The organism is Leptospira weilii serovar Ranarum str. ICFT, from assembly GCF_000332415.1.
Lineage (GTDB): Bacteria > Spirochaetota > Leptospiria > Leptospirales > Leptospiraceae > Leptospira > Leptospira weilii_A.
In genome coordinates this window covers 1-18,472 of the sequence record NZ_AOHC02000048.1, presented here as the reverse complement: position 1 = coordinate 18,472, position 18,472 = coordinate 1, and the positions used below count along the sequence as shown (strand labels likewise).

The 18,472-nt window shown below is 42.6% G+C and carries 14 protein-coding genes and 2 pseudogenes; 5 read left to right on the top strand and 11 right to left on the bottom strand.

Annotated features, from left to right (window positions below; all coding sequences use genetic code 11):
- Window positions 1–83: 83 nt before the first annotated feature.
- Both LEP1GSC060_RS15880 and LEP1GSC060_RS15875 read left to right on the top strand, forming a co-directional pair.
- Window positions 84–524 carry a GyrI-like domain-containing protein gene (locus LEP1GSC060_RS15880; RefSeq protein WP_036096814.1) on the top strand — a complete coding sequence of 147 codons (441 nt, stop codon included), beginning with the start codon at window positions 84–86 and terminating at the stop codon, window positions 522–524.
- A 350-nt stretch (window positions 525–874) separates the two neighbouring features.
- Entirely contained in the window at window positions 875–1,501 is a 627-nt protein-coding gene (locus tag LEP1GSC060_RS15875) for a glutathione S-transferase family protein (RefSeq protein WP_003008008.1), read from the top strand.
- 54 nt (window positions 1,502–1,555) lie between these two features.
- Here the strand turns inward: LEP1GSC060_RS15875 and LEP1GSC060_RS15870 are convergent, their stop codons facing one another.
- Entirely contained in the window at window positions 1,556–3,781 is a 2,226-nt protein-coding gene (locus LEP1GSC060_RS15870) for a heavy metal translocating P-type ATPase (RefSeq protein ID WP_003008087.1), read from the bottom strand.
- Window positions 3,782–3,797: 16 nt separating this feature from the next.
- A complete protein-coding gene (locus tag LEP1GSC060_RS15865) occupies window positions 3,798–4,085 on the bottom strand; it encodes a metal-sensitive transcriptional regulator (RefSeq protein ID WP_003008075.1) in 288 nt (95 codons plus the stop codon).
- A gap of 164 nt (window positions 4,086–4,249) precedes the next feature.
- Between LEP1GSC060_RS15865 and LEP1GSC060_RS15860 the strand changes: the two genes are divergently transcribed.
- Window positions 4,250–5,170: a lipase family alpha/beta hydrolase gene (locus LEP1GSC060_RS15860; RefSeq protein ID WP_003008025.1), complete on the top strand. Its 921-nt coding sequence runs from the start codon at window positions 4,250–4,252 to the stop codon at window positions 5,168–5,170.
- Window positions 5,171–5,261: 91 nt separating this feature from the next.
- On the opposite strand, the gene LEP1GSC060_RS15855 is transcribed toward LEP1GSC060_RS15860, so the two are convergent.
- From LEP1GSC060_RS15855 to LEP1GSC060_RS15830, 5 genes are all read right to left on the bottom strand, one after another.
- A complete protein-coding gene (locus tag LEP1GSC060_RS15855) occupies window positions 5,262–8,378 on the bottom strand; it encodes an efflux RND transporter permease subunit (protein WP_003008056.1) in 3,117 nt (1,038 codons plus the stop codon).
- The gene (locus LEP1GSC060_RS15850; RefSeq protein WP_003008053.1) at window positions 8,344–9,723 is read right to left on the bottom strand and encodes a TolC family protein; all 1,380 of its coding nucleotides are present in this window, start codon (window positions 9,721–9,723) and stop codon (window positions 8,344–8,346) included. The genes LEP1GSC060_RS15855 and LEP1GSC060_RS15850 overlap by 35 nt, the downstream gene beginning before the upstream one ends.
- A gap of 153 nt (window positions 9,724–9,876) precedes the next feature.
- Window positions 9,877–10,251, bottom strand: coding sequence for a hypothetical protein (locus LEP1GSC060_RS15845; RefSeq protein ID WP_003008000.1), 375 nt, complete (start codon window positions 10,249–10,251; stop codon window positions 9,877–9,879).
- A 513-nt stretch (window positions 10,252–10,764) separates the two neighbouring features.
- A complete protein-coding gene (locus LEP1GSC060_RS15835; protein WP_003008030.1) occupies window positions 10,765–12,990 on the bottom strand; it encodes a carbonic anhydrase in 2,226 nt (741 codons plus the stop codon).
- Between the two features lie 124 nt (window positions 12,991–13,114).
- Window positions 13,115–13,447 carry a hypothetical protein gene (locus LEP1GSC060_RS15830; RefSeq protein ID WP_051061456.1) on the bottom strand — a complete coding sequence of 111 codons (333 nt, stop codon included), beginning with the start codon at window positions 13,445–13,447 and terminating at the stop codon, window positions 13,115–13,117.
- Window positions 13,448–13,756: 309 nt separating this feature from the next.
- On the opposite strand from LEP1GSC060_RS15830, the gene LEP1GSC060_RS15825 reads away from it, so the two are divergent.
- A complete protein-coding gene (locus tag LEP1GSC060_RS15825; RefSeq protein WP_036096827.1) occupies window positions 13,757–14,899 on the top strand; it encodes a DUF1577 domain-containing protein in 1,143 nt (380 codons plus the stop codon).
- A gap of 87 nt (window positions 14,900–14,986) precedes the next feature.
- Here the strand turns inward: LEP1GSC060_RS15825 and LEP1GSC060_RS15820 are convergent, their stop codons facing one another.
- The 3 genes from LEP1GSC060_RS15820 to LEP1GSC060_RS15810 form a co-directional block, all read right to left on the bottom strand.
- On the bottom strand, window positions 14,987–15,994 hold the full coding sequence (locus LEP1GSC060_RS15820; protein ID WP_003008028.1) for a hypothetical protein: 1,008 nt from the start codon (window positions 15,992–15,994) through the stop codon (window positions 14,987–14,989).
- A 42-nt stretch (window positions 15,995–16,036) separates the two neighbouring features.
- On the bottom strand, window positions 16,037–16,681 hold the full coding sequence (locus LEP1GSC060_RS15815; RefSeq protein WP_003008048.1) for a DedA family protein: 645 nt from the start codon (window positions 16,679–16,681) through the stop codon (window positions 16,037–16,039).
- A gap of 258 nt (window positions 16,682–16,939) precedes the next feature.
- A complete protein-coding gene (locus LEP1GSC060_RS15810) occupies window positions 16,940–17,272 on the bottom strand; it encodes a hypothetical protein (RefSeq protein ID WP_003007993.1) in 333 nt (110 codons plus the stop codon).
- Between the two features lie 291 nt (window positions 17,273–17,563).
- Between LEP1GSC060_RS15810 and LEP1GSC060_RS15800 the strand changes: the two are divergent.
- A pseudogene (locus LEP1GSC060_RS15800) lies at window positions 17,564–18,244 on the top strand (UvrD-helicase domain-containing protein); the annotation flags it as partial.
- On the opposite strand, the pseudogene LEP1GSC060_RS20660 reads toward LEP1GSC060_RS15800, so the two are convergent.
- A pseudogene (locus tag LEP1GSC060_RS20660) lies at window positions 18,243–18,472 on the bottom strand (hypothetical protein); the annotation flags it as partial. The pseudogenes LEP1GSC060_RS15800 and LEP1GSC060_RS20660 sit on opposite strands and share 2 nt — an antisense overlap.

Below are 18,472 nucleotides of genomic sequence, written 5' to 3'. Positions count from 1 at the left end.
AATTCATATCTTTTTATAAAAAGAATCTGAATTCTTCTCATACATGTGAAAGGAACCAAGAGAGATTTATGAAACAAAGTTCAATGTCTAAAAAGAATCTGATCGGTATCGGAACTCGTACAAAAAATGAAAACGAAATGGGAGCGAACGGAAAAATTCCAAAACTCTGGGAAAGATTTTTCCAAGAAGTTTTTCCGAAACTAAACAACAAGGGAGATTCCATCTACGCGGTTTACAAAGATTACGAAAACGATGAAAACGGAGAATATTCTTATTTCATCGGAATCGTTTCCGATGAAATCAATTCTTTTGAAAATGTTCAACTTCCGGAAGGAAAATATATGGAGTTGATTTCTTCCAAAGGGAAAAGTCCGGAGATCGTAATTCAACTCTGGCAGAAAGTTTGGTCCGATTCGGAAATAAAAAATCGAAGAGCCTTCGAAGTGGATTACGAAATTTATCCGATCGATTTTTCTACGACTCTCGAAACTCAGGTTCGTCTTTTTCTTTCGGAGAAATTTTAGGGATTACTCATAACTATATAATAAGTACATAATATTTTGTATTGAAACTGTATTTTGCGATAAAAATCAACGGTACTTTATTATATAGAGATCGGTAACGCATGATTTCGCTCCCTGAATGCCGATCCATAGAGAGGCATTCACTGAGTTTCGGTCGTAAAACGGGCGGCGGGTAAAATCGGAGATTTTCTATATCAGAAAATCATACTTTTTGCAAGTACAAAATATGATTTTTATCGGAACGTACACGGCCGTATTCCAACGTAAAATGCCATCCTGATCTTGCCGATTGTCTTAAACCCCCTCGATAGATGAGTGACAATTTCGGTTCCACCGATGAATTTGGCAGTATGACAGATCTTAAACTCGTTATAGGCGACAAAAAACTCTCCTCCTGGTCCATGCGACCTTGGATTCTATTAAAAGAAAAGAATATTCCTTTTACCGAAATTTCGCTGACTCTAAATACTCCCGAATTTCACGAAAAGATAAAACTCTATTCGAATGCGGGCAAGGTGCCGGTTCTTGTCGACGATGACGTCAAAATCTGGGACACGTACGGCATCGTAGAATACTTGGCCGAAACCTTTCCCGAAAAAAATCTTTGGCCGAAAGACAAAACCTTACGGGCCGTCGCTCGATCGATCGTCGCGGAGATGCACTCCGGTTTTACCGATCTTAGAAAAAATTTACCGATGAAAATAGTCGAAAAACTCCACGGTAAATCTTTTCCCGAAGAGGTTTGGAAAGACATTCAAAGAATCGAATCCATCTGGAAAGAATGTCTACACTCCTACAAAGGGCCTTTTCTTTTCGGAAAAGAGTTCACGATCGCGGACGCGTTTTATGCGCCCGTCGTGGGAAGGTTTATCACTTACGGAATCGAACTCGGTCCGGAAGCGAACGAATACGTTTCCAAGATCCGCAACCTTCATTCCTACAAAGAATGGATCGAGGGCGCCTTAAAAAACAGCTAATTTGAATATAATGACTTTTTAAATTATTTCTGTATTTTTTGAAACAAGTTCCGATTACTTTTTTTGTAGACGGAGTGCGTTTAAAACTACGGAAACGGAACTGAGAGCCATGGCGCCGCCCGCGACCCATGGCGCTAAAAATCCCAGGGCTGCGATCGGAATTCCCAACGTGTTGTAGAACAAGGCCCAGAATAAATTCTGCCGAATATTATAAACCGTCCTCTTACTGATGAAAAACGCGTTTGCGATCGAATTTAAATCCCCGTTTACGATCACCACGTCCGAAGATTCCATCGCCACATCCGTTCCGGTTCCCAGAGCGATCCCAAGATCCGCGACCGCCAAGGCGGGAGCGTCGTTGATTCCGTCCCCTACCATCGCGACTACCTTTCCGGAGTTCGTCAATTTTTTCACTTCCTTGGACTTTCCTTCGGGTAGAATTTCGGCTAACACGTGTTCAATGCCGCAACTCTTTGCGACGGCGCGAGCCGTCCTTTCGTTATCACCCGTTATCATATAAATTTCCATACCGAGAGATTTCAGTTTTGCGATCGCTGCCGGAGTCGATTCTTTGATCGTATCCGCCAAAGAAAGGATCGCGGAATGAATTCCGTTCAAACTCATATGAACGACCGTGTTTCCCTCCTCTTCTCTAATGCGTTTCAAATCGATCAGCTTGGAATTCAGTTCGATCCCTCTTTCACGAAACAATCGATCGGTCCCGATCAAAATCTTTTTTCCGTCCAGAGAAGCGGAAACACCTCCTCCCGGAATCGTTTCGAAATTTTCGGGCATCGAAAGTGTAAGTCCTTTTTCTTTCGCGGATTCCACGATCGCTTTAGAAAGCGGATGTTCCGAGTTCTGCTCCGCAGAAGCGGCTAACGTAAGTAAGGAATTCTCTTCCGGAGAATTTAAACTCTCCAAACTTTTAAGAACGGGTTTTCCGCGAGTTAAGGTTCCGGTCTTATCGAAAACGATCGTATTTACTTTATGAGCGATTTCTAATGCTTCAGCGGTCCGAAATAAAATTCCCAAAGTGGCCGCTTTTCCCGAACCCGTAAGGATCGAAATCGGAGTCGCCAAACCTAAGGCGCAAGGACAGGCGATCACGAGTACCGCTATCGACTTTTCCAAGGCGCCGGAAAAGTGAAAAGGTGAAATCCAAAAATACCAGAGAAACAAAGTAAGGACCGAAAGTAGAACGACCGTCGGAACGAAAATTCCGGAAATTCGATCCGCAATTCTTTGAATCGGAGCCTTGGAACCTTGCGCTTCCCGTACCGCTCGGATAATTCCGGAAAGCAAAGTATCTTTTCCCACCTTAGAAGCCCTGAATTTTAAAACCCCGCTTTGATTGATAGAACCCCCGTAAAGAAAATCGGAGTCCGTTTTTTCCACGGGAATACTCTCTCCGGTTAACATCGATTCGTCGACGGAGGAACGTCCTTCCTCTACGATCCCGTCGACGGGAATCGTTTCTCCAGCCTTTACCAAAAGCAGATCTCCCGGACGAACCGCAAGCAAGGGAATCTCTTGAATTTTTTCGTCTCGAATGATGTTCGCGTTCTTAGGTTGTAAACCGACTAAGGATCGAATCGCTTTCGAAGATTTTCCTTTTACGATGTGTTCCAAAAATTTTCCGAAAAGTATCAATGTAATCAGTACGGAAGAGGTTTCATAATAGAGTGAAATTTCTCCGTGACGATGGGTTCCGAGCGAAAGAAAAGTCAGGTAAACACTGTAAAAATACGCGGCGGAAGTTCCCAAAACGACGAGAACGTCCATGTTCGCTCCTCCGTTTTGAATTGCCCTATAACCTCCCTTATAAAAAGATGCGCCGATCCAAAATTGAACGGGGGTGGCCAGAGCGAATTGTAACCAAGGATTCATTAGAAAATATAAATATTCGGAAATTTGATTGTTTCCGAAATGTCCCGCCATACTTAAAAACAAAGGAAAAGACAAAAGGGCGGAGGCAAAAATACGGACTTTCAGATTTTTGAATTCTTTTTCGTGCGCTTTTTCGGCTTCTCCGCGATTTTCAAGATCCTCGTGTACGTAGGCGCGGTAACCGAGAGAATCCACCTTATTCAGGAGAACTTCTTCCGAGACCGGAGATTCAAATTCCACCTTTGCGGTTTCCATCGCAAAATTGACTCTTGCATCTCTCACCCCCGGCAATCCTTTGAGCCCTTTTTCGATCCTAAACGCGCAGTTGGCGCAAGTCATTCCTATGACGTCTAACGTGATTCCATCCGACTTGGGTTCGATTTCTTTCATACGTTTCCTCCTCCGTTTATTTAAGAACACGATCCACGGTTGTCATAAATTCCTCCAAGATTTTAGGATCGTTCTCTCGGATTCTTTCAACGACGCAGGTTTGGATGTGACTTTTGAGCAGAATCTTGGACACACCGTCCAAAGCCGATTTTGCCGAAGACAACTGATTGAGTACGTCGTCGCAGTATTCTTCCCTTTCAATCATTGCTTGAATTCCCCGAACTTGTCCCTCGATTTTTTTCAATCTTAGAATCAGATTGTCCCTAACCTTCGGATCCGATCGTAATTTGTGTTTCGGCTTCATACTATACCCCCCTATACTATAGACCTCGATTTTCCAGAAACGTTTCAAACTCATTAATAATTTTTTTACTAATTCATTTTTGTTTTCGATTTTTTACTTGATTGATTTTCCCTATAAGTTAAGTTCCACCGCGTTTCCAATTGAAAATAGATAAGGTGAATAAAATGAAAAAAGTGAATTTAAGAATTTTGTTAACGTTGGCGTTTCTAATAACGAACGTTACATATGCGTCCGGGGGAGGCACTTCCAGCAAACCTCTTTCCGGCAGTTATCCGATCATACTGGCTCACGGCTTGTTCGGTTGGGGAAACAATTCTACGGTTGTTGATTATTGGGGCGGCAACGCAGCGTATCTTCGCAATCAAGGCGCGTATGTATTGACTCCTTCCGTCACGGCTTTGAATTCAAGCGCTAGCAGAGCCTCTCAATTAAAGACCGCAATTCTCGCGGCTATGGCTGCGAACAATTACACCGGCAAAGTGCATATCATCGGGCACTCTCAGGGTGGATTGGACGCACGTTATATGGTTTCCAATCTTTCGATGAGCGGCAAGGTCGCCACCTTGACTACGTTAAACACACCGCACCAAGGAAGTCCGATCGCAAACATCGTTGCGGCCGTAATTCCAAATTGGGCCTTACCTTACGTTTCAACGGTTCTCAACGCGGTAATCGGTTTTGTGTATGGGGATTCCAGTCAGAACGCGACCGCGGCTTTAAAACTCCTTACGACCGACGGTCTCAAAGCGTTAAACGCGGCGTCGCCTAACATGGCCGGAGTTAAATACTTTTCTTACGGATCTACGATCAGCTTTCCGGATCTGATTCAACATCCCGCAATGGGAATTTTGCATCCGATCTGCGCGATCGGCGCTCCTTTTTACGGAATGAGCATCGCAAACGACGGCGTGGTTCCCGATTCTTCCCAAAGATGGGGAACCTGGAAAGGAGGGCCCTCCACTCCTCTTCTTACCACCGGAATCGACCACTTAGAAGCGACTAACGCTCTTTATCTGGGACAACTTTGGTATAACACCAACGCTTACTTTTTGAAAATGGCGAACAACGCTAAATCCAACCAGTAATCGGTTTCAAAACTTTCCGAAATCGTTTTCGGTTTCGGAAAGTTTCCGAAGTCCCTCCACGTCGGCGCGTTATTGTAAAAATTAGAATATTCTAATTTTCTGAAGTTTTTTCCAACCAATAGTAAAAAACGGGAAGAATCACCAAAGTAAGCAACGTGGAGGATATTATCCCCCCGATCACCACCGTCGCCAACGGTTTTTGCACTTCCGATCCGAGCCCCGAGCCGAACGCCATCGGCATAAATCCGAAGGACGCCACAAGGGCCGTCATGATCACGGGACGGATTCGGCTCGTAGCCCCTTTCAGAACCGCCTCTTTTAACGAAGTATTATCTTCCTCCCGAATCCTGTGGATCGTATCCAACTTAACGAGTCCGTTTAACACCGCGATTCCGGATAACGCGATACATCCCACAAAAGCCGAAACGCTCAAATCCATTCCCCTTAAAAATAAAAACCAAATTCCTCCGGTTAATGCGAACGGAACGCAAAAGAATACGAGTAATGCCTGACGTACCGATCTCAAACCCAGATACAAAACCGTGAAGATCATCAAAAACGTAGAGGGAAGAATGACGGATAATTTCTCTTTCGCCTTCGAAAGATTTTCAATCTGCCCGCCCCAAAACACGGAATATCCCCGAGGAATCTTCATCCCCGAAATTTTTTCCTTCGCTTCGGAATAAAATCCTTCCAGATCCCTTCCCCGCAGATTGACCGAAACCGCCACGAACCTTCTGGATTTATTTCTGGAAATGGTCATAATCTTTTCTTTCTTTTCTATGGAAGCGAGAAGTTTGATCGGAATCATTCCTCCGTCCTGCGTTCCCACGCCTATGTTCGATATTTCGGATTCCCGATTTCTGAATTCTTCGGAGAGCCGGATTTTAATCGGAAATCGAACCTCTTCTTCGTAATATCCTCCCAATTCGAATCCGCTCATCGAAGCCTCGACAACGTTGTTAAATAAAGGAAGCGATATATTATAATATTTTAATTTATACGGATCGGGAATTATGTCGATCACCGTGGATTTTCGAAGAGCCATGATCGGATCCAGCTCCACTTCCGCCGCTCCCGGAATCTTATGTAGGGTTTCTTTCAAGGAATTTTGCAGATCCAAAAGTATGTTCAGATCCTTTCCGAGAATTCTTACGCTGATATCCGCCCTACTTCCTTCGAGAAGTTCGTTGAATCTTGCTTCCAACGGCTGACTGAGAGTCAGCTCGGACTCCGGAAAACGATCCTGGACTTTTTTATGAATTCGGTTTAAAAAATTCTCCCAATTTTTTTCTTTCAAGAGTTCGTCCAAAGATTCCTTTTTAAGAATGATAAACGTATCCGCGTTGAAGGTTCCCATCGGATCGTTCGCGACGGAACTCGTTCCGATTCTCGAAAACACACTCCGAACCTCCCGCATTTCCATCAGAAGTTTTTCCACCTCCTTCTGTTCTTCTAAACTTTTTTCTACGCTGATGTCTCCTTGCCTTACGATTACGAGCATCAGATCTCCCTCCATCAATTTAGGAAGAAAAACCGTTCCCATTCTAAAATATACGAACAAGGTAAGTAGGAAAAATACGAGAGAACCGATTACGATCGGTTTAGGATTGTTTAATAGAACCGGAAGATATGTTTCATACAACGTTACGATCCTGCTCTTTTTAATCTTTCGATTAGCGGTATGTTGTGTCGGGGTGATAAAAAAGTACAACAAAGGGGGAAGAAAAAACACGGCCAAAATCAGGCTAAAACCCAGTGCGAGTAGAACGGTCTCCGCCATCGGACGAAACATTTTCCCCGGTATTCCGTCTAACGTGAAAATCGGAACATACACGAGCATGATGACCACAACTCCGAAAGAAACCGGTTTTAAAACCTCCAACGACGCGTTTAGGATCGTTCGGATTTTCTCTTTTCGATCGGTAATTCGATCTTTTTCAAATCGAGTCAGAACGTTTTCGGTAATCACGATGGAAGCGTCCACAAGAAGCCCGAAATCGATCGCTCCCAAACTCATCAGGTTCGCGGAAATTCCGAAAACCCTCATAAAGATCGCGGTCAAAAGCATCGACCCGGGAATGATCGACGCAACGATGATCGACGCCCTTATGTTAAAAAGAATAAAAAATAAGGTTAGAACTACGAGAATCGCCCCCTCGGAAAGATTTTTAATCACGGTTCGAATCGTAGAATGGATCAGGAAAGATCTTTCCAGAAGGACTTTGACCTGCACGTCTTCGGGAAGATTTAAACCGGACACGGCCCGATTCAGATCCGCATTCACTTGATAACTGTTTTCTTCTCGCAACATCATCGCGGTTCCTAAAACGATTTCCTTACCTTCGGAACTCGCTCCGCCTAATCGTTGTTTGCCGTGTTCCTTTACCTGCGCAATATCGGAAACCCGGATCGGAGAACCGGTAAACGTACGACGAACCGGAACTTCGGACAAAGAGTTCAGGTTTTTTTTGATTCCGTACGCCCGAACGATGGAGAGTTTTCCGTCGTTTTCGATAAAACCTCCGCCGAAACTTTCTCCGATCGTGGACAATTCTCCGATCAACTGATCGATTGTGATTCCCAAAGTTCTCATCTTGGAAGGATTCAGATCGATATGAATTTCCTTTTCGTATCCGCCGTTGGAATCCACTTCCACGATTCCCGGCACAAGGGCCTTTAACTGTGGACGAACCGTATAATCCTGTACGGTTCTCAAATAAAGCAATCGTTCCTTTTCCGGAAGAGAAGCGAGTTTACTTTCCGGTTTTGCCTCCACCGTATAAAAGAAAATTTCTCCGAGTCCCGTCGTATTCGGAACGATCGTGGGAGCGATTCCCTTCGGAAGTTTTTCCTTGGCACTTGCGATTCTTTCCAAAACCATACCTCGGGCCTGATAGATATCCGTACCCTCTTTGAAGATCAAAGATATATTAGAAAGTCCGAATTTAGATACGGAACGAACGTCGATCAGATTCGGCATTCCCATCAGTTCCGTTTCAAGCGGAAACGTGACGACCTTTTCGACCTGTTCCGGATCCAAAGAACCCGTTTTGACGATTACGATCACCTGAGTGTTCGTAATGTCGGGAACCGCGTCGATCGGAACTTCTTTCAAAGTAAAAAAGGAATAGATAAATAAAAAAAATACGATTCCCGTCGAAAGGATCGGATTATTTAAGCTGGTATTCAAAAGTCTGGACAGCATGTTTAAACGTTCCTATGATTTCTTTTTCGTTGGTGATGTGCAGCAAATTAAGCAGCGCTTCGAGGTGAACGATTTGCGCGTCCAAAATCGCGTGATGTGTTTCGTGCAATTGGTTTTCCAATTCGAGATAACTCATCATCAAAATTCTGCCCTTTTTAAATTCCACGTCCGCATAAATCAGATCCCTTTCGATTTCGTCTAACTTAGAAAGATTAAAAAGTTTGAGATTGATCTTGGACTGTTCGTAATCCAGAAAAGCCTGTTTAAAAGCCGTCTTTACGAGATTTTCTTGATGCTGAAAAATTCCCTGTTTGGACTTTATATTGACCTCGGCCGCTGAAATCTTATTTTGAAACTGATCCCATACGGGAACTCTAAACTTAATACCGAAGTCGTAAAATCGGTTGGCGACCCCCGAACGGTCCTCTCCCACCTGACTGACGATGGAGTAATCCGGATACTTTTCCAAATTGGCAAGATTGAGTTCCGTTTTCGCTTTTTGAATTTCCTCTTTGGCGGCCATAAGAGTCAGATTTTGCGAAACCGCCTTGGTTTGAAGTTCGTTAAAATCGAACCTCGCTCCTTCCGAAAAAAAAGGAATCCGAAACGAAGGAACCGATTCGAGCATGAGATATAAATTCATAAACTCGTATTGTTTATTCGCATCCAACTCGAGATCGTTGAAATGTTTTCTAAGAGCCAAAATTTTTCTCTGAATGATAAACAAATCCGTCTTTGCCTGAGGAGTTATAAAAGGTCTCGCGCGGATATAACTTTCCAAAATCGATAATCTTCGGAGACGTTCCTTAACGTGATTTTTTTTGCCTGCGGAAACCAGATAACGATAAGCGAACTTAAGCGCGTTCAACCGAATCGAATTGCTCGCTTCCACGAGTTGAATCCCCTTAATCTTAGAATCGTTATCCACTAAAAGTTGACGCAGTTCCTTTCGACCCGGAAAATACACCGGCTGCTCGAACTGAAGCGCATATTCGGAACCGCTCTCGCTGGCGGCGCTTCTCCGACCGTAGTCCAAAGTCAAAGAAGGATTTTGAGTTTTTCCCTGTTGTTTACGCTGGTAAAAAAGAGATTCCAAATCGGCGTTTAAGGAAAGGAGCAAGGGAGAATTTTTTTCCGCCAATTCGAGAATGGTCCGAACGTCCAACTCGGAACGAGTTTCGGAACGAATCGGAACTACTAAAATAACGAAAGGAACGATCACGTTCAACAAGACGTCGAACATTATGGATCCTCCGAAAAATTTTTTCATCAAACCCGATATTAGTTTAGAAAAACAGAATATACTTTCGCGAGTTTCGGGAACCTGACTCCGTTTCATCCGCATAACCTACCTCACATTTGAACCGCTTGGAGTGAAAAACTTACGCTTTAGGACAAGCCGTAAACGACGTTTTCTTCGGACCTTTGAGACGGAAGAACGTATGTTCGTCCCATCCGATTTCAAAACCGAAAGAATAAAGATTGTGGAGGTTAGGGATTAAATCAAAAGACGAACGGATGCTAAAGTTTGAATATAGCTCGAACCGGTTGCGACAAAATCGGAAACGAATCGGATCCGTAGAGCGGAAGGAAAGAATGAAAAGAATACGTGTGCGGAATAAAAATGCAGAGGTATAAAAAACCTTAGGAGTTTAAAAAGATTGGAATCCGTTTCCGAAAGAACGATCGAACCCGAATCCCACTCACAACCGGAAGCCTCGTTCGAATTCGATTCTTGATGACAAGAAGCGGAAGGTTCGGTCGTTTTTTCAAACTTAGAATCGAATCCGCAGATCGGCCCGCAATCCAAAGTCAACACAAGAACGGATAACAACGTAAATCCGATCCATGTTTTAAAAATCGAGGAACCCATACTCTATCAACTCAATGCTTATCTCAACTTGTCAACGTAAAATAAGGGCGCCTACTGCGCAAAACACATCGAACAACCGTCGCGATTTTCCGAAAGAAATTAAACTTTAGGTTTTCCAGTTCGATCAACCGTGATCAAATCCAAAGTAAAAGGCGCAGTACCGCGCTCCGGCGCGACTACGCCTAACGGCTTCGGTCCCTTCGGGACCGCGTTCCGCGTCGCTCTGATCGCTGGCGCGTATCAAAATCTTCCGCCAAAAAGAAGGCAATCCGATTTCTAATTCCAAAAATTGAATATACCGATAACCTAAATAATGGAATTTGCAACTCAATTCCATTTTGAAATCAAAAATACGAATCGTAAACGGATCGAATTGGAGTTGTCGAAAATTCCATGGTTCCTATTAACAAAACCGCTTCAACCGTCCGTTTCAATGAAACAGAAACGGACGGAGAATTAATTTTTCAACGACTCAATTCCACTTTGACATACTTATCTTTTTAGAATGAAAACTCAACGCGTTTCAAATTGATAACGAAAGAGATCGTAATCGTGAAAATCCTTATCAATGTCGATATTGAGATCCAAGATCCTACCTTCTTCGAGATCGTACACCCAACCGTGGAGTTGAAGATCGTTTCCCAGGTTCCAGGCGTTTTGAACGATCGTAGTCATACAAAGATTGTAAACTTGTTCTCTTACGTTCAGCTCCACGAGCCTCTTGTGTTTTTCATCCTCGTCTAAAATCCTAGAAAGTTCCTTTCGATTCATTCGATATACTTGTTTGATATGTCGCAGCCATGCGTCGATCAAACCGTGATATTTCCCGTCGATCGCCGCCTTAACTCCGCCGCAACCGTAATGACCGCAAACTACGATATGCCTTACCTTCAAAACTTCGACGGAATATTGAAGAACGGACATGAGATTCATATCCGTATCGATCACTAAGTTTGCGATGTTTCTATGAACGAAAAGTTCGCCCGCGCTCGTCCCCGTCATTTCATTGACCGAAATTCTACTATCGGAACACGATATGAGAAGATATTCGGGCGTTTGACCCAATGCAAGATTCTTAAAATAATTCGGATCTTTTAAAAGTTTTTCTTCCACCCAAATCCGATTGTTATCAAAAAGTTTTTGATAACCCTGTTGAGCGATCAGGTCCAAAGGTTTGTTCTTGATTTTCTCATAAGGGGAAGCCACGTCTATGATTTCCAATTTGATGTTGCGGGATTCGGCTACGATCTTGAAGTCCTCTATGATTTCCAAAACGTCGGGATCGATGTATTTGGACTTTGTGCCGTCGATGATCAGATGTGCGTTATCCGGCACCCTATCAAGTTTGTACAACATACTCGACTTATTCAAAAATGACACGTCTTCGGAAAGATCGATTTTCACTTCGACTCCGTAGGCGATTTCCTTTTTGTTGAACTCGTAAGGATTCAACACGTTCCTTCTTACGATAAAAAAAACGGAAAATAAACAACCGATCCCGATTCCCACAAGCATGTCCGAAAAAACGATTGCGATCAAAGTCGCGATAAACGGAAGAAACTGATCCATTCCCTTTCGATACTGCGTTTTAAAAATCCTATAATCCGTAAGTTTGTAACCGACGACCAAAAGAACCGCCGCCAAAGAAGCCAAAGGAACTTTTGCGATCCAACTCGGGATCAAAATCAGCGACAAAAAAATAAACAAACCGTGAAAGAACGCGGAGAATCTAGTTTTCGCACCGGCTTGTAAATTCGCGGAACTCCGAATGATCACGGACGTAATCGGCAGTCCTCCCAGAATCGCGGAAAGAAAATTTCCGGTTCCTTGAGCGACCAACTCGCGGTTTTTGGAAACGATTCTTCTTTGCGGATCCGACTTTTCGATCGCATCCAAGTTCAACAGCGTTTCCAAACTCATGACGATACAAATCTTTATCGCGACCAGATAAACAGCCTGATTTTTCCATTGGGAAAAATTCGGGAAATTATCGCCCTGAAAAAGATCCATAAACCCGTTTAATTGAATCGGCTGAATCAAATGCTCCGGACCGACCGCAATGCCTAATTTGAAAAATCGAAAGACTTCGTTTAACAAAACGCTGACGAGAATCGCAATCAAAGATCCGTGAATTATAAATTTATTATGGAGTTTCAGTTTTTCCCAAATCAAAATCAAAACCAAGGAAACGGAAGACAAAACGATCGCTCCGGGAGTAAACCGATAAAACGCGGTGAAGATCTCCGAAAACGTATTCTCCCTGTCTTGTTGAAAAAAAACCATATCCCCTATGTAATCCATATCGTAACCGATCGCGTGGGGAATCTGCTTTAGAATCAAAACCGCTCCGATCGCCGCCAACATTCCCTTGATTACCGAAGACGGAAAAAAATTACTCAAAATTCCGGCTTTCAAAAAACCTAATGTGATTTGCAAAACCCCCGCCAAACAAAGAGCGAAAAGAAAATCGTTAAAACTTCCTAATGTTCGAATCGAATCCAGGACGATCATGGTAAGTCCCATAGCGGGACCGCTTACGGATAGAGGCGATTTACTGATCAGTGAAACTACGACTCCTCCCACGATACCGCTGATCAATCCGGAGACGACAGGCGCACCCGATGCAAATGCAACTCCGATACAAAGAGGAAGTGCGATTAAAAAGACGACTAAACCGGAGGAAAGATCGTGCCTTAAATCGTCCCAAGAAACACGAGAAAAAGAATGTAAGATGTTCATAATATACTCCTTCGAGTCAAAACCCGAAAATTTCGAAATCGTTATTTGAGTTTGTCCCAAAACTTAAAACAATCGCAAAGTCTTGCGGGCGTTCGTTAAAATCGGACGGTTGGCGGACAGACTCTTAAATCGAAAAGCGGAGTTTTTCGGGAGGGGGGTTTTCTATTTCCGAAAAATGTTGAACCAGAATCCATTCGGCTGAATCGCCGTAAAGAGCGGTTTCTAAATCGTAACCGAACACAAACTTATCTTCTTGAGATACGAGATCGTCCGGTTTTAATTCGGCCGTTTTCTCCTTTTCGGATTCCGAAGTTTCGGAAGATTCGCTCGCGGCAGGAGAGAAATTTTCACTCGAAACATTGAGTTGAATCCATGCGGTCGCGCAGTAAAAAATCAAAATAGCGCAGAGAAGAGCAAAAAATTTACGGCGTGTCTCGGAACCTGCCGAGCAATTCATAGAGAGCCAAGGCGACGAGTTTCTTTCGGGACAGGTTTTCATAAACCCCATTCGTTTGGAAATTTCATAGATTTGCAAATTAGTACACTTTAGAAATCGTTCCGTTATAGGGAATCAATTTTTGAACCGATCAATCCTCGGTTCAAATTTAAAGACCCCGATTAGATTTAGTAAATTATTTTTTGACCGTTGCAAGCATTTTTTAACATTATAATAAACTTTATCTTTTTATAATTTAAATTTTTCGTTTACTGAATTTTTCCGAAGCGTATATTGATCTTAAATCGTCTTTTGAAAGACGTATTACTTATGGAATATTTGCAGAAAACAGAGAGAGAAATGGACGCCGTCACGTCGGTTGAACAGGTGGATCATGTGATTACGAAATATTTCTTAGAGCAAGAACTCACTTTCAAAATCGATCCTTTTGACAAAAAAGCGGTGATCAAAAGAATTCTGGAAGAAGGCCAAAAAGTTCTCATTCAACTTTCGAACGCAGCTGATATTCCTACGGAAAAATCTTTTATTCTTTATATGATTCTCGCCAAATACATTCAATTGAAATGTATTCTCCTTCAAAAAATGGAAAATTCGCTTTTCACGGTCAAAGTGGAGGGACTTGCGATCGCCAAAAAGAACAGGGAAACCCAAAGATTTCCGGTCGAACCGGGTTCTATGTATGTGACTAACGTGATCTCTTCCAAAAACGTGATCGAAGCGAATATGTTCAACATTCCGACCTTGGTTAAAGTGAATTTCGAGGATTATAAGAACCGGCTCAAACAAAAAACACAAGATATCGTTGATATAGATACGTTCAGGCCGGGTTTGGATCGCAAATTCGAAATCGTTAAAAAAACGTTTAAATACCTTCTCATTGAAAACACCCAAGATCCAAACTCGTATAAGAGCGACTCGCCGGAAAAAATCGACTATGAAAAGGAAGTGGACGACGATCTATCGTCCTGTTTTAAAAATTACAAGGATCAAAAAATTGTTTCCGAACTGATCGTCCCGATCGTTTACGTCAATCACGCGCAAGAACATATTCCGATGGGTTACTTTTCAATACAAAGCAAAGAACGGGCTCTTACGCAAAAAGACGTCTTGGAACTTCAAGTTCTCGCCAATGATATGGTTGAGAGAATTAAAGAATCCAACACGATGAAAACGACCGAACACTTTCCGATTCTCGAGGCTTCCAAATCGGGAATCAGAGTGAAGATCGAAAACCCTCATCTGATAGAAACTTTGCCGAAACAGGACGGTTTCGTATTCGATATTTTTTTTAGGATGCAAGCTCCCTTTACGGTTCACGGTTTGATTCGTTGGCTCGCCAAAGACGAAAACAACCACCTCATTTTAGGGATCGAACTCGCCGGGAAATCGGATTTACCCGGAGAACGGGCTCGTTACGAGTCGAACATCGATTTGTTGGCAAAGGAACGATAAAAACTTCTCCGGAATCAATTCAGACGACTTCACTCTTTACAAATCTTCGGCAAGTTTTGGAACAAGTTATAAGTAAATTACAAAATTCTAAAATTGAGTTTGGTACGGATCCAAATACTCGTGATCCTTTCTCCAAGGACGTAGTCCGTGAAACTCCACTCCCGCAGCTTGTTTCGCGTTTAGAACGATCTCTTTCCCACGGTGTCGTATAACGCATTTTACGCTGCCGATATCGCTTTGTTCTATGTATCTCGGGCTTCCGTCCGGATCGCGATAGATATAACCTGCAATTTGATCCCTGTCCATTTCGCTTTCCACCGATATCTCGTAGTCGTCAAGACGCGTTTTAAATCGAAGTTTCGGATATTCTACCTTTGTAGAACTTCTCAGAGAACGAAAGATGGAATGCTGATGAATCGGAGCTCCTCCTTTCAGAAGTGTGACGAAGGTCAAACTCGGAGTCAGCGGCTGAGGACGAACCGTCACGATTTCCATGGACCATTGATCCGGATCATTATCGAACTTGGGAACAAAAGTCCAGAACAACTCGGAAACCCGATTGGTTCCCCAGATATGATTGAAATGTCCATTCGCATTTTGGAATGTAAATTTACGATCGGCAAGTCGAATCCAACCGGCAACTTCCGTAAAAGGAGAGGAAACGATACTTCTCGTTTTGGGAATCGGAGTTTTTTCCAACCAACGCGGAAGATGTCCGGCGGGTTCCAGTTTATGTATAAATTCCAATTCCCAGGCCAAGTCTTCCGATTGTGAAGTTTGAATTTTACCGCGCATGTGATCGGGACCGACGGATGCTTCCGGAAATTCGATCGAATTTTCCCCGATCAATACGTCCTCATAACGAAAGGGTTGCGCCGTCGTCCGATGATTTTTTGGATTTTTACGATCGAACAAGGACGCCCAAAGCGCCCCGGTAGGAAACAGATCCCGGTTGTTTCTGGGATTGAGAGTGGAATATCTGACCCAAAAAGCCTGTTCGTTTTCAGGAATGAGAATGGCCGCAAACCAGATTTCGAATCTGGGTTTTACAAAACTCGCCGCGAATTTGGAAATAAAACTTTCTCTTAGGTTCATCTTTTTGCAACACCCGAGCGAGCTTTTTTAGTTCGAAAAAATTTAAGCCCTGCTCTTTTTTCTTTCCTTCAGGTATTCGATCAACGCAGGCATAACGGAAATAATAATAATCGCGAATATTACGATTTTAAAATTTCTTTTTACGAAGTCCAGGTTTCCGAAATAATACCCGCCGAAAATGAAAATAGAAATCCATAAAATTCCACCTATCACATTATATGCAATAAATTTAACGTAACTCATCGTTCCGATCCCGGCTACAAACGGCGCAAAAGTGCGTATGATGGGGATAAATCTCGCGATTATGATCGTTTTTCCGCCGTAAATCTCGTAAAATCGATGGGCTTTTTGCAGGTGTTCCTTTTTGATCATCGGTATTTTCTCTTTTTCTAATATCTTTTCTCCGGTGAAATTCCCGATCGAATAGTTCACGGTATCTCCCAATATCGCGGCGACGATCAAAAGAACTAACGTGCTTCCCAAATCCAGAGAACCTCTCGCAATAAACGCTCCGATCGCAAAAAGTAAGGAATCCCCCGGAAGAAACGGTGTTACGACCAAACCGGTTTCGGCAAAAATTATCAAGAATAGAATCACGTAAGTCCCGCTTTGATACGTCTGAATCATCGTATCCAAATGCGTTTCCAGGTTTAAAAAGAAATCGAGAAAAAACTTAAGGGTTTCCAATTTGCCTCCCTATTTGCGGGTTTATTGTAGATTGTATTTAGAATCTATCTCAAAACCCTCAAAGATCATCCGTAACAAAATGTTGTGGTAGTTCCCACATTTTAAGAATGATCTTAAATTTTGCGGGAGTTCCCACAAAAACCGTCTTTTTAGATAGTTTACGGATTTTGACCGTTAGAGTTCCCACAGATTTAGGATTTCGAATCGATTCTTAGGATAGGATTTTCCGAAGATCGAGTAAGTCAAACGTGTAAAACCTTAAAAAAGCAGACGTTCTATTCCCGGATTATAACGAAAAATTTTCGTTGGATAATTCAATCGGATCGAGTGGGAAGAAATCCCCTTTCGATCCGGTTTGATCCTCGCGTCGAATTCAACCTCGTCCCCCGCGTTAAGATCCATCGATTGAAACTTTCGAGACAAATAAAACAACTGGGATTGGATCACCGATTTTCCGGAGATCAAAAGACAAATGTCCTGCAATAGAATTCGGGATTGTTCCGGATTTTTATGATGCAAAATGGATCCGACCGTTCCGCGAAATCGGGTTCTTTTACGTGGAAGAATGTAAGCCGCGTCTTGAGTCATCATTTTATCTTTCCACATGTTTCAAAACTTAAAGATCGGCCCAAAATCCGTTCCCTAAAAACGCAGGAGTTCCCGCGTTTCAAGTGGCGAGGGTTTGCATAACATCCGATTCTCAAAACCGTAAACAGGATTTTATAATTTTTCTTCCTTACAATTTTTGAAATCGGGACCGTGATCCGATATTCGGATCTTTTCATAAAAGTACAATCATTTTCGCTTTGCAATTTTAAAAAAATTGAATTTTGTCCCTCTTTGCGATTGAAACCCGGAACCGTATTCGGATGAGGAGAAAAAATGAAGGCTAAAGTTCAATACAGTCCGGCCCAAAAAGCGGTGATCGAAGAGAACACAAGATTCGTACAAGTTGTCGCCGCTGCGGGTTCCGGAAAAACAAGCACGATGGTGGGGATCATCGAAAGGATCTTGGTCGAAAATTTATTTCCGGAAGAATCCGTCTTAGTTTTAACATTTTCGAGAAAAGCCGCGGGAGAAATTTCGGATAGGATTCGAAAGTCGACCGAAAAAAATTCCATAAGAGTTCAGACGTTTCACGCCTATTGTTTGTTTACGCTCAGCCGATGTCATCCCAGATTTATATTACAAAAACCGAAAGTTCTTCCGCCGGAAGAGAAAAATAAATTTTATCGCGAATTTTTAAAAAAAGAAAAAAACGAAGTCGGAGGGATTCCCTACGAACTTTTTCGGGCGGAGAATATCCCTTATATCCGCGAAAATTTTTCCGAACTCAAAAAAAATCTCGAGTTCGCTTATCAAAATTACAAAGAAAAAAACGGCCTTTTGGACTTCGAAGATTTAGTAAGAATATTTTTGGACGGTCTTAGAAAGGAAGAAGAATGGACGTATCAGACCAGAAACACACTTCAAAAAATCATCGTGGACGAATTTCAAGATACGGACTTGGAACAACTCGAGTTCTTAAAATTGTTGTCCCCAAACGCGTCCATCGTCGTAGTCATTTAGTCTCTACTTTCCCCAATTCCTTAGTTTTTTTAGAGCTAAGATGAACCTTTTGATGACTACTAACTCGTAGTAACTCTTCTACTCCATATACTCGAATAGCTTTTAACGCAGAAAATTCATTAAGATACAATTGTCCACTCTCTGGTTTAAAATAACTGTATGATGCTAAGAAAGAATATTTAATAGAACGTTGAGTTCCTTCACTTACTTGATTTGATATTC

Excerpts from the sequence above, each read along its gene's own strand:
- LEP1GSC060_RS15880 (WP_036096814.1), top strand. The coding sequence starts at position 84 with ATGTCTAAAAAGAATCTGATCGGTATCGGAACTCGTACAAAAAATGAA.
- LEP1GSC060_RS15875 (WP_003008008.1), top strand. The coding sequence starts at position 875 with ATGACAGATCTTAAACTCGTTATAGGCGACAAAAAACTCTCCTCCTGG.
- LEP1GSC060_RS15870 (WP_003008087.1), bottom strand. The coding sequence starts at position 3,781 with ATGAAAGAAATCGAACCCAAGTCGGATGGAATCACGTTAGACGTCATA.
- LEP1GSC060_RS15865 (WP_003008075.1), bottom strand. The coding sequence starts at position 4,085 with ATGAAGCCGAAACACAAATTACGATCGGATCCGAAGGTTAGGGACAAT.
- LEP1GSC060_RS15860 (WP_003008025.1), top strand. The coding sequence starts at position 4,250 with ATGAAAAAAGTGAATTTAAGAATTTTGTTAACGTTGGCGTTTCTAATA.
- LEP1GSC060_RS15855 (WP_003008056.1), bottom strand. The coding sequence starts at position 8,378 with ATGCTGTCCAGACTTTTGAATACCAGCTTAAATAATCCGATCCTTTCG.
- LEP1GSC060_RS15850 (WP_003008053.1), bottom strand. The coding sequence starts at position 9,723 with ATGCGGATGAAACGGAGTCAGGTTCCCGAAACTCGCGAAAGTATATTC.
- LEP1GSC060_RS15845 (WP_003008000.1), bottom strand. The coding sequence starts at position 10,251 with ATGGGTTCCTCGATTTTTAAAACATGGATCGGATTTACGTTGTTATCC.
- LEP1GSC060_RS15835 (WP_003008030.1), bottom strand. The coding sequence starts at position 12,990 with ATGAACATCTTACATTCTTTTTCTCGTGTTTCTTGGGACGATTTAAGG.
- LEP1GSC060_RS15830 (WP_051061456.1), bottom strand. The coding sequence starts at position 13,447 with ATGAATTGCTCGGCAGGTTCCGAGACACGCCGTAAATTTTTTGCTCTT.
- LEP1GSC060_RS15825 (WP_036096827.1), top strand. The coding sequence starts at position 13,757 with ATGGAATATTTGCAGAAAACAGAGAGAGAAATGGACGCCGTCACGTCG.
- LEP1GSC060_RS15820 (WP_003008028.1), bottom strand. The coding sequence starts at position 15,994 with ATGAACCTAAGAGAAAGTTTTATTTCCAAATTCGCGGCGAGTTTTGTA.
- LEP1GSC060_RS15810 (WP_003007993.1), bottom strand. The coding sequence starts at position 17,272 with ATGATGACTCAAGACGCGGCTTACATTCTTCCACGTAAAAGAACCCGA.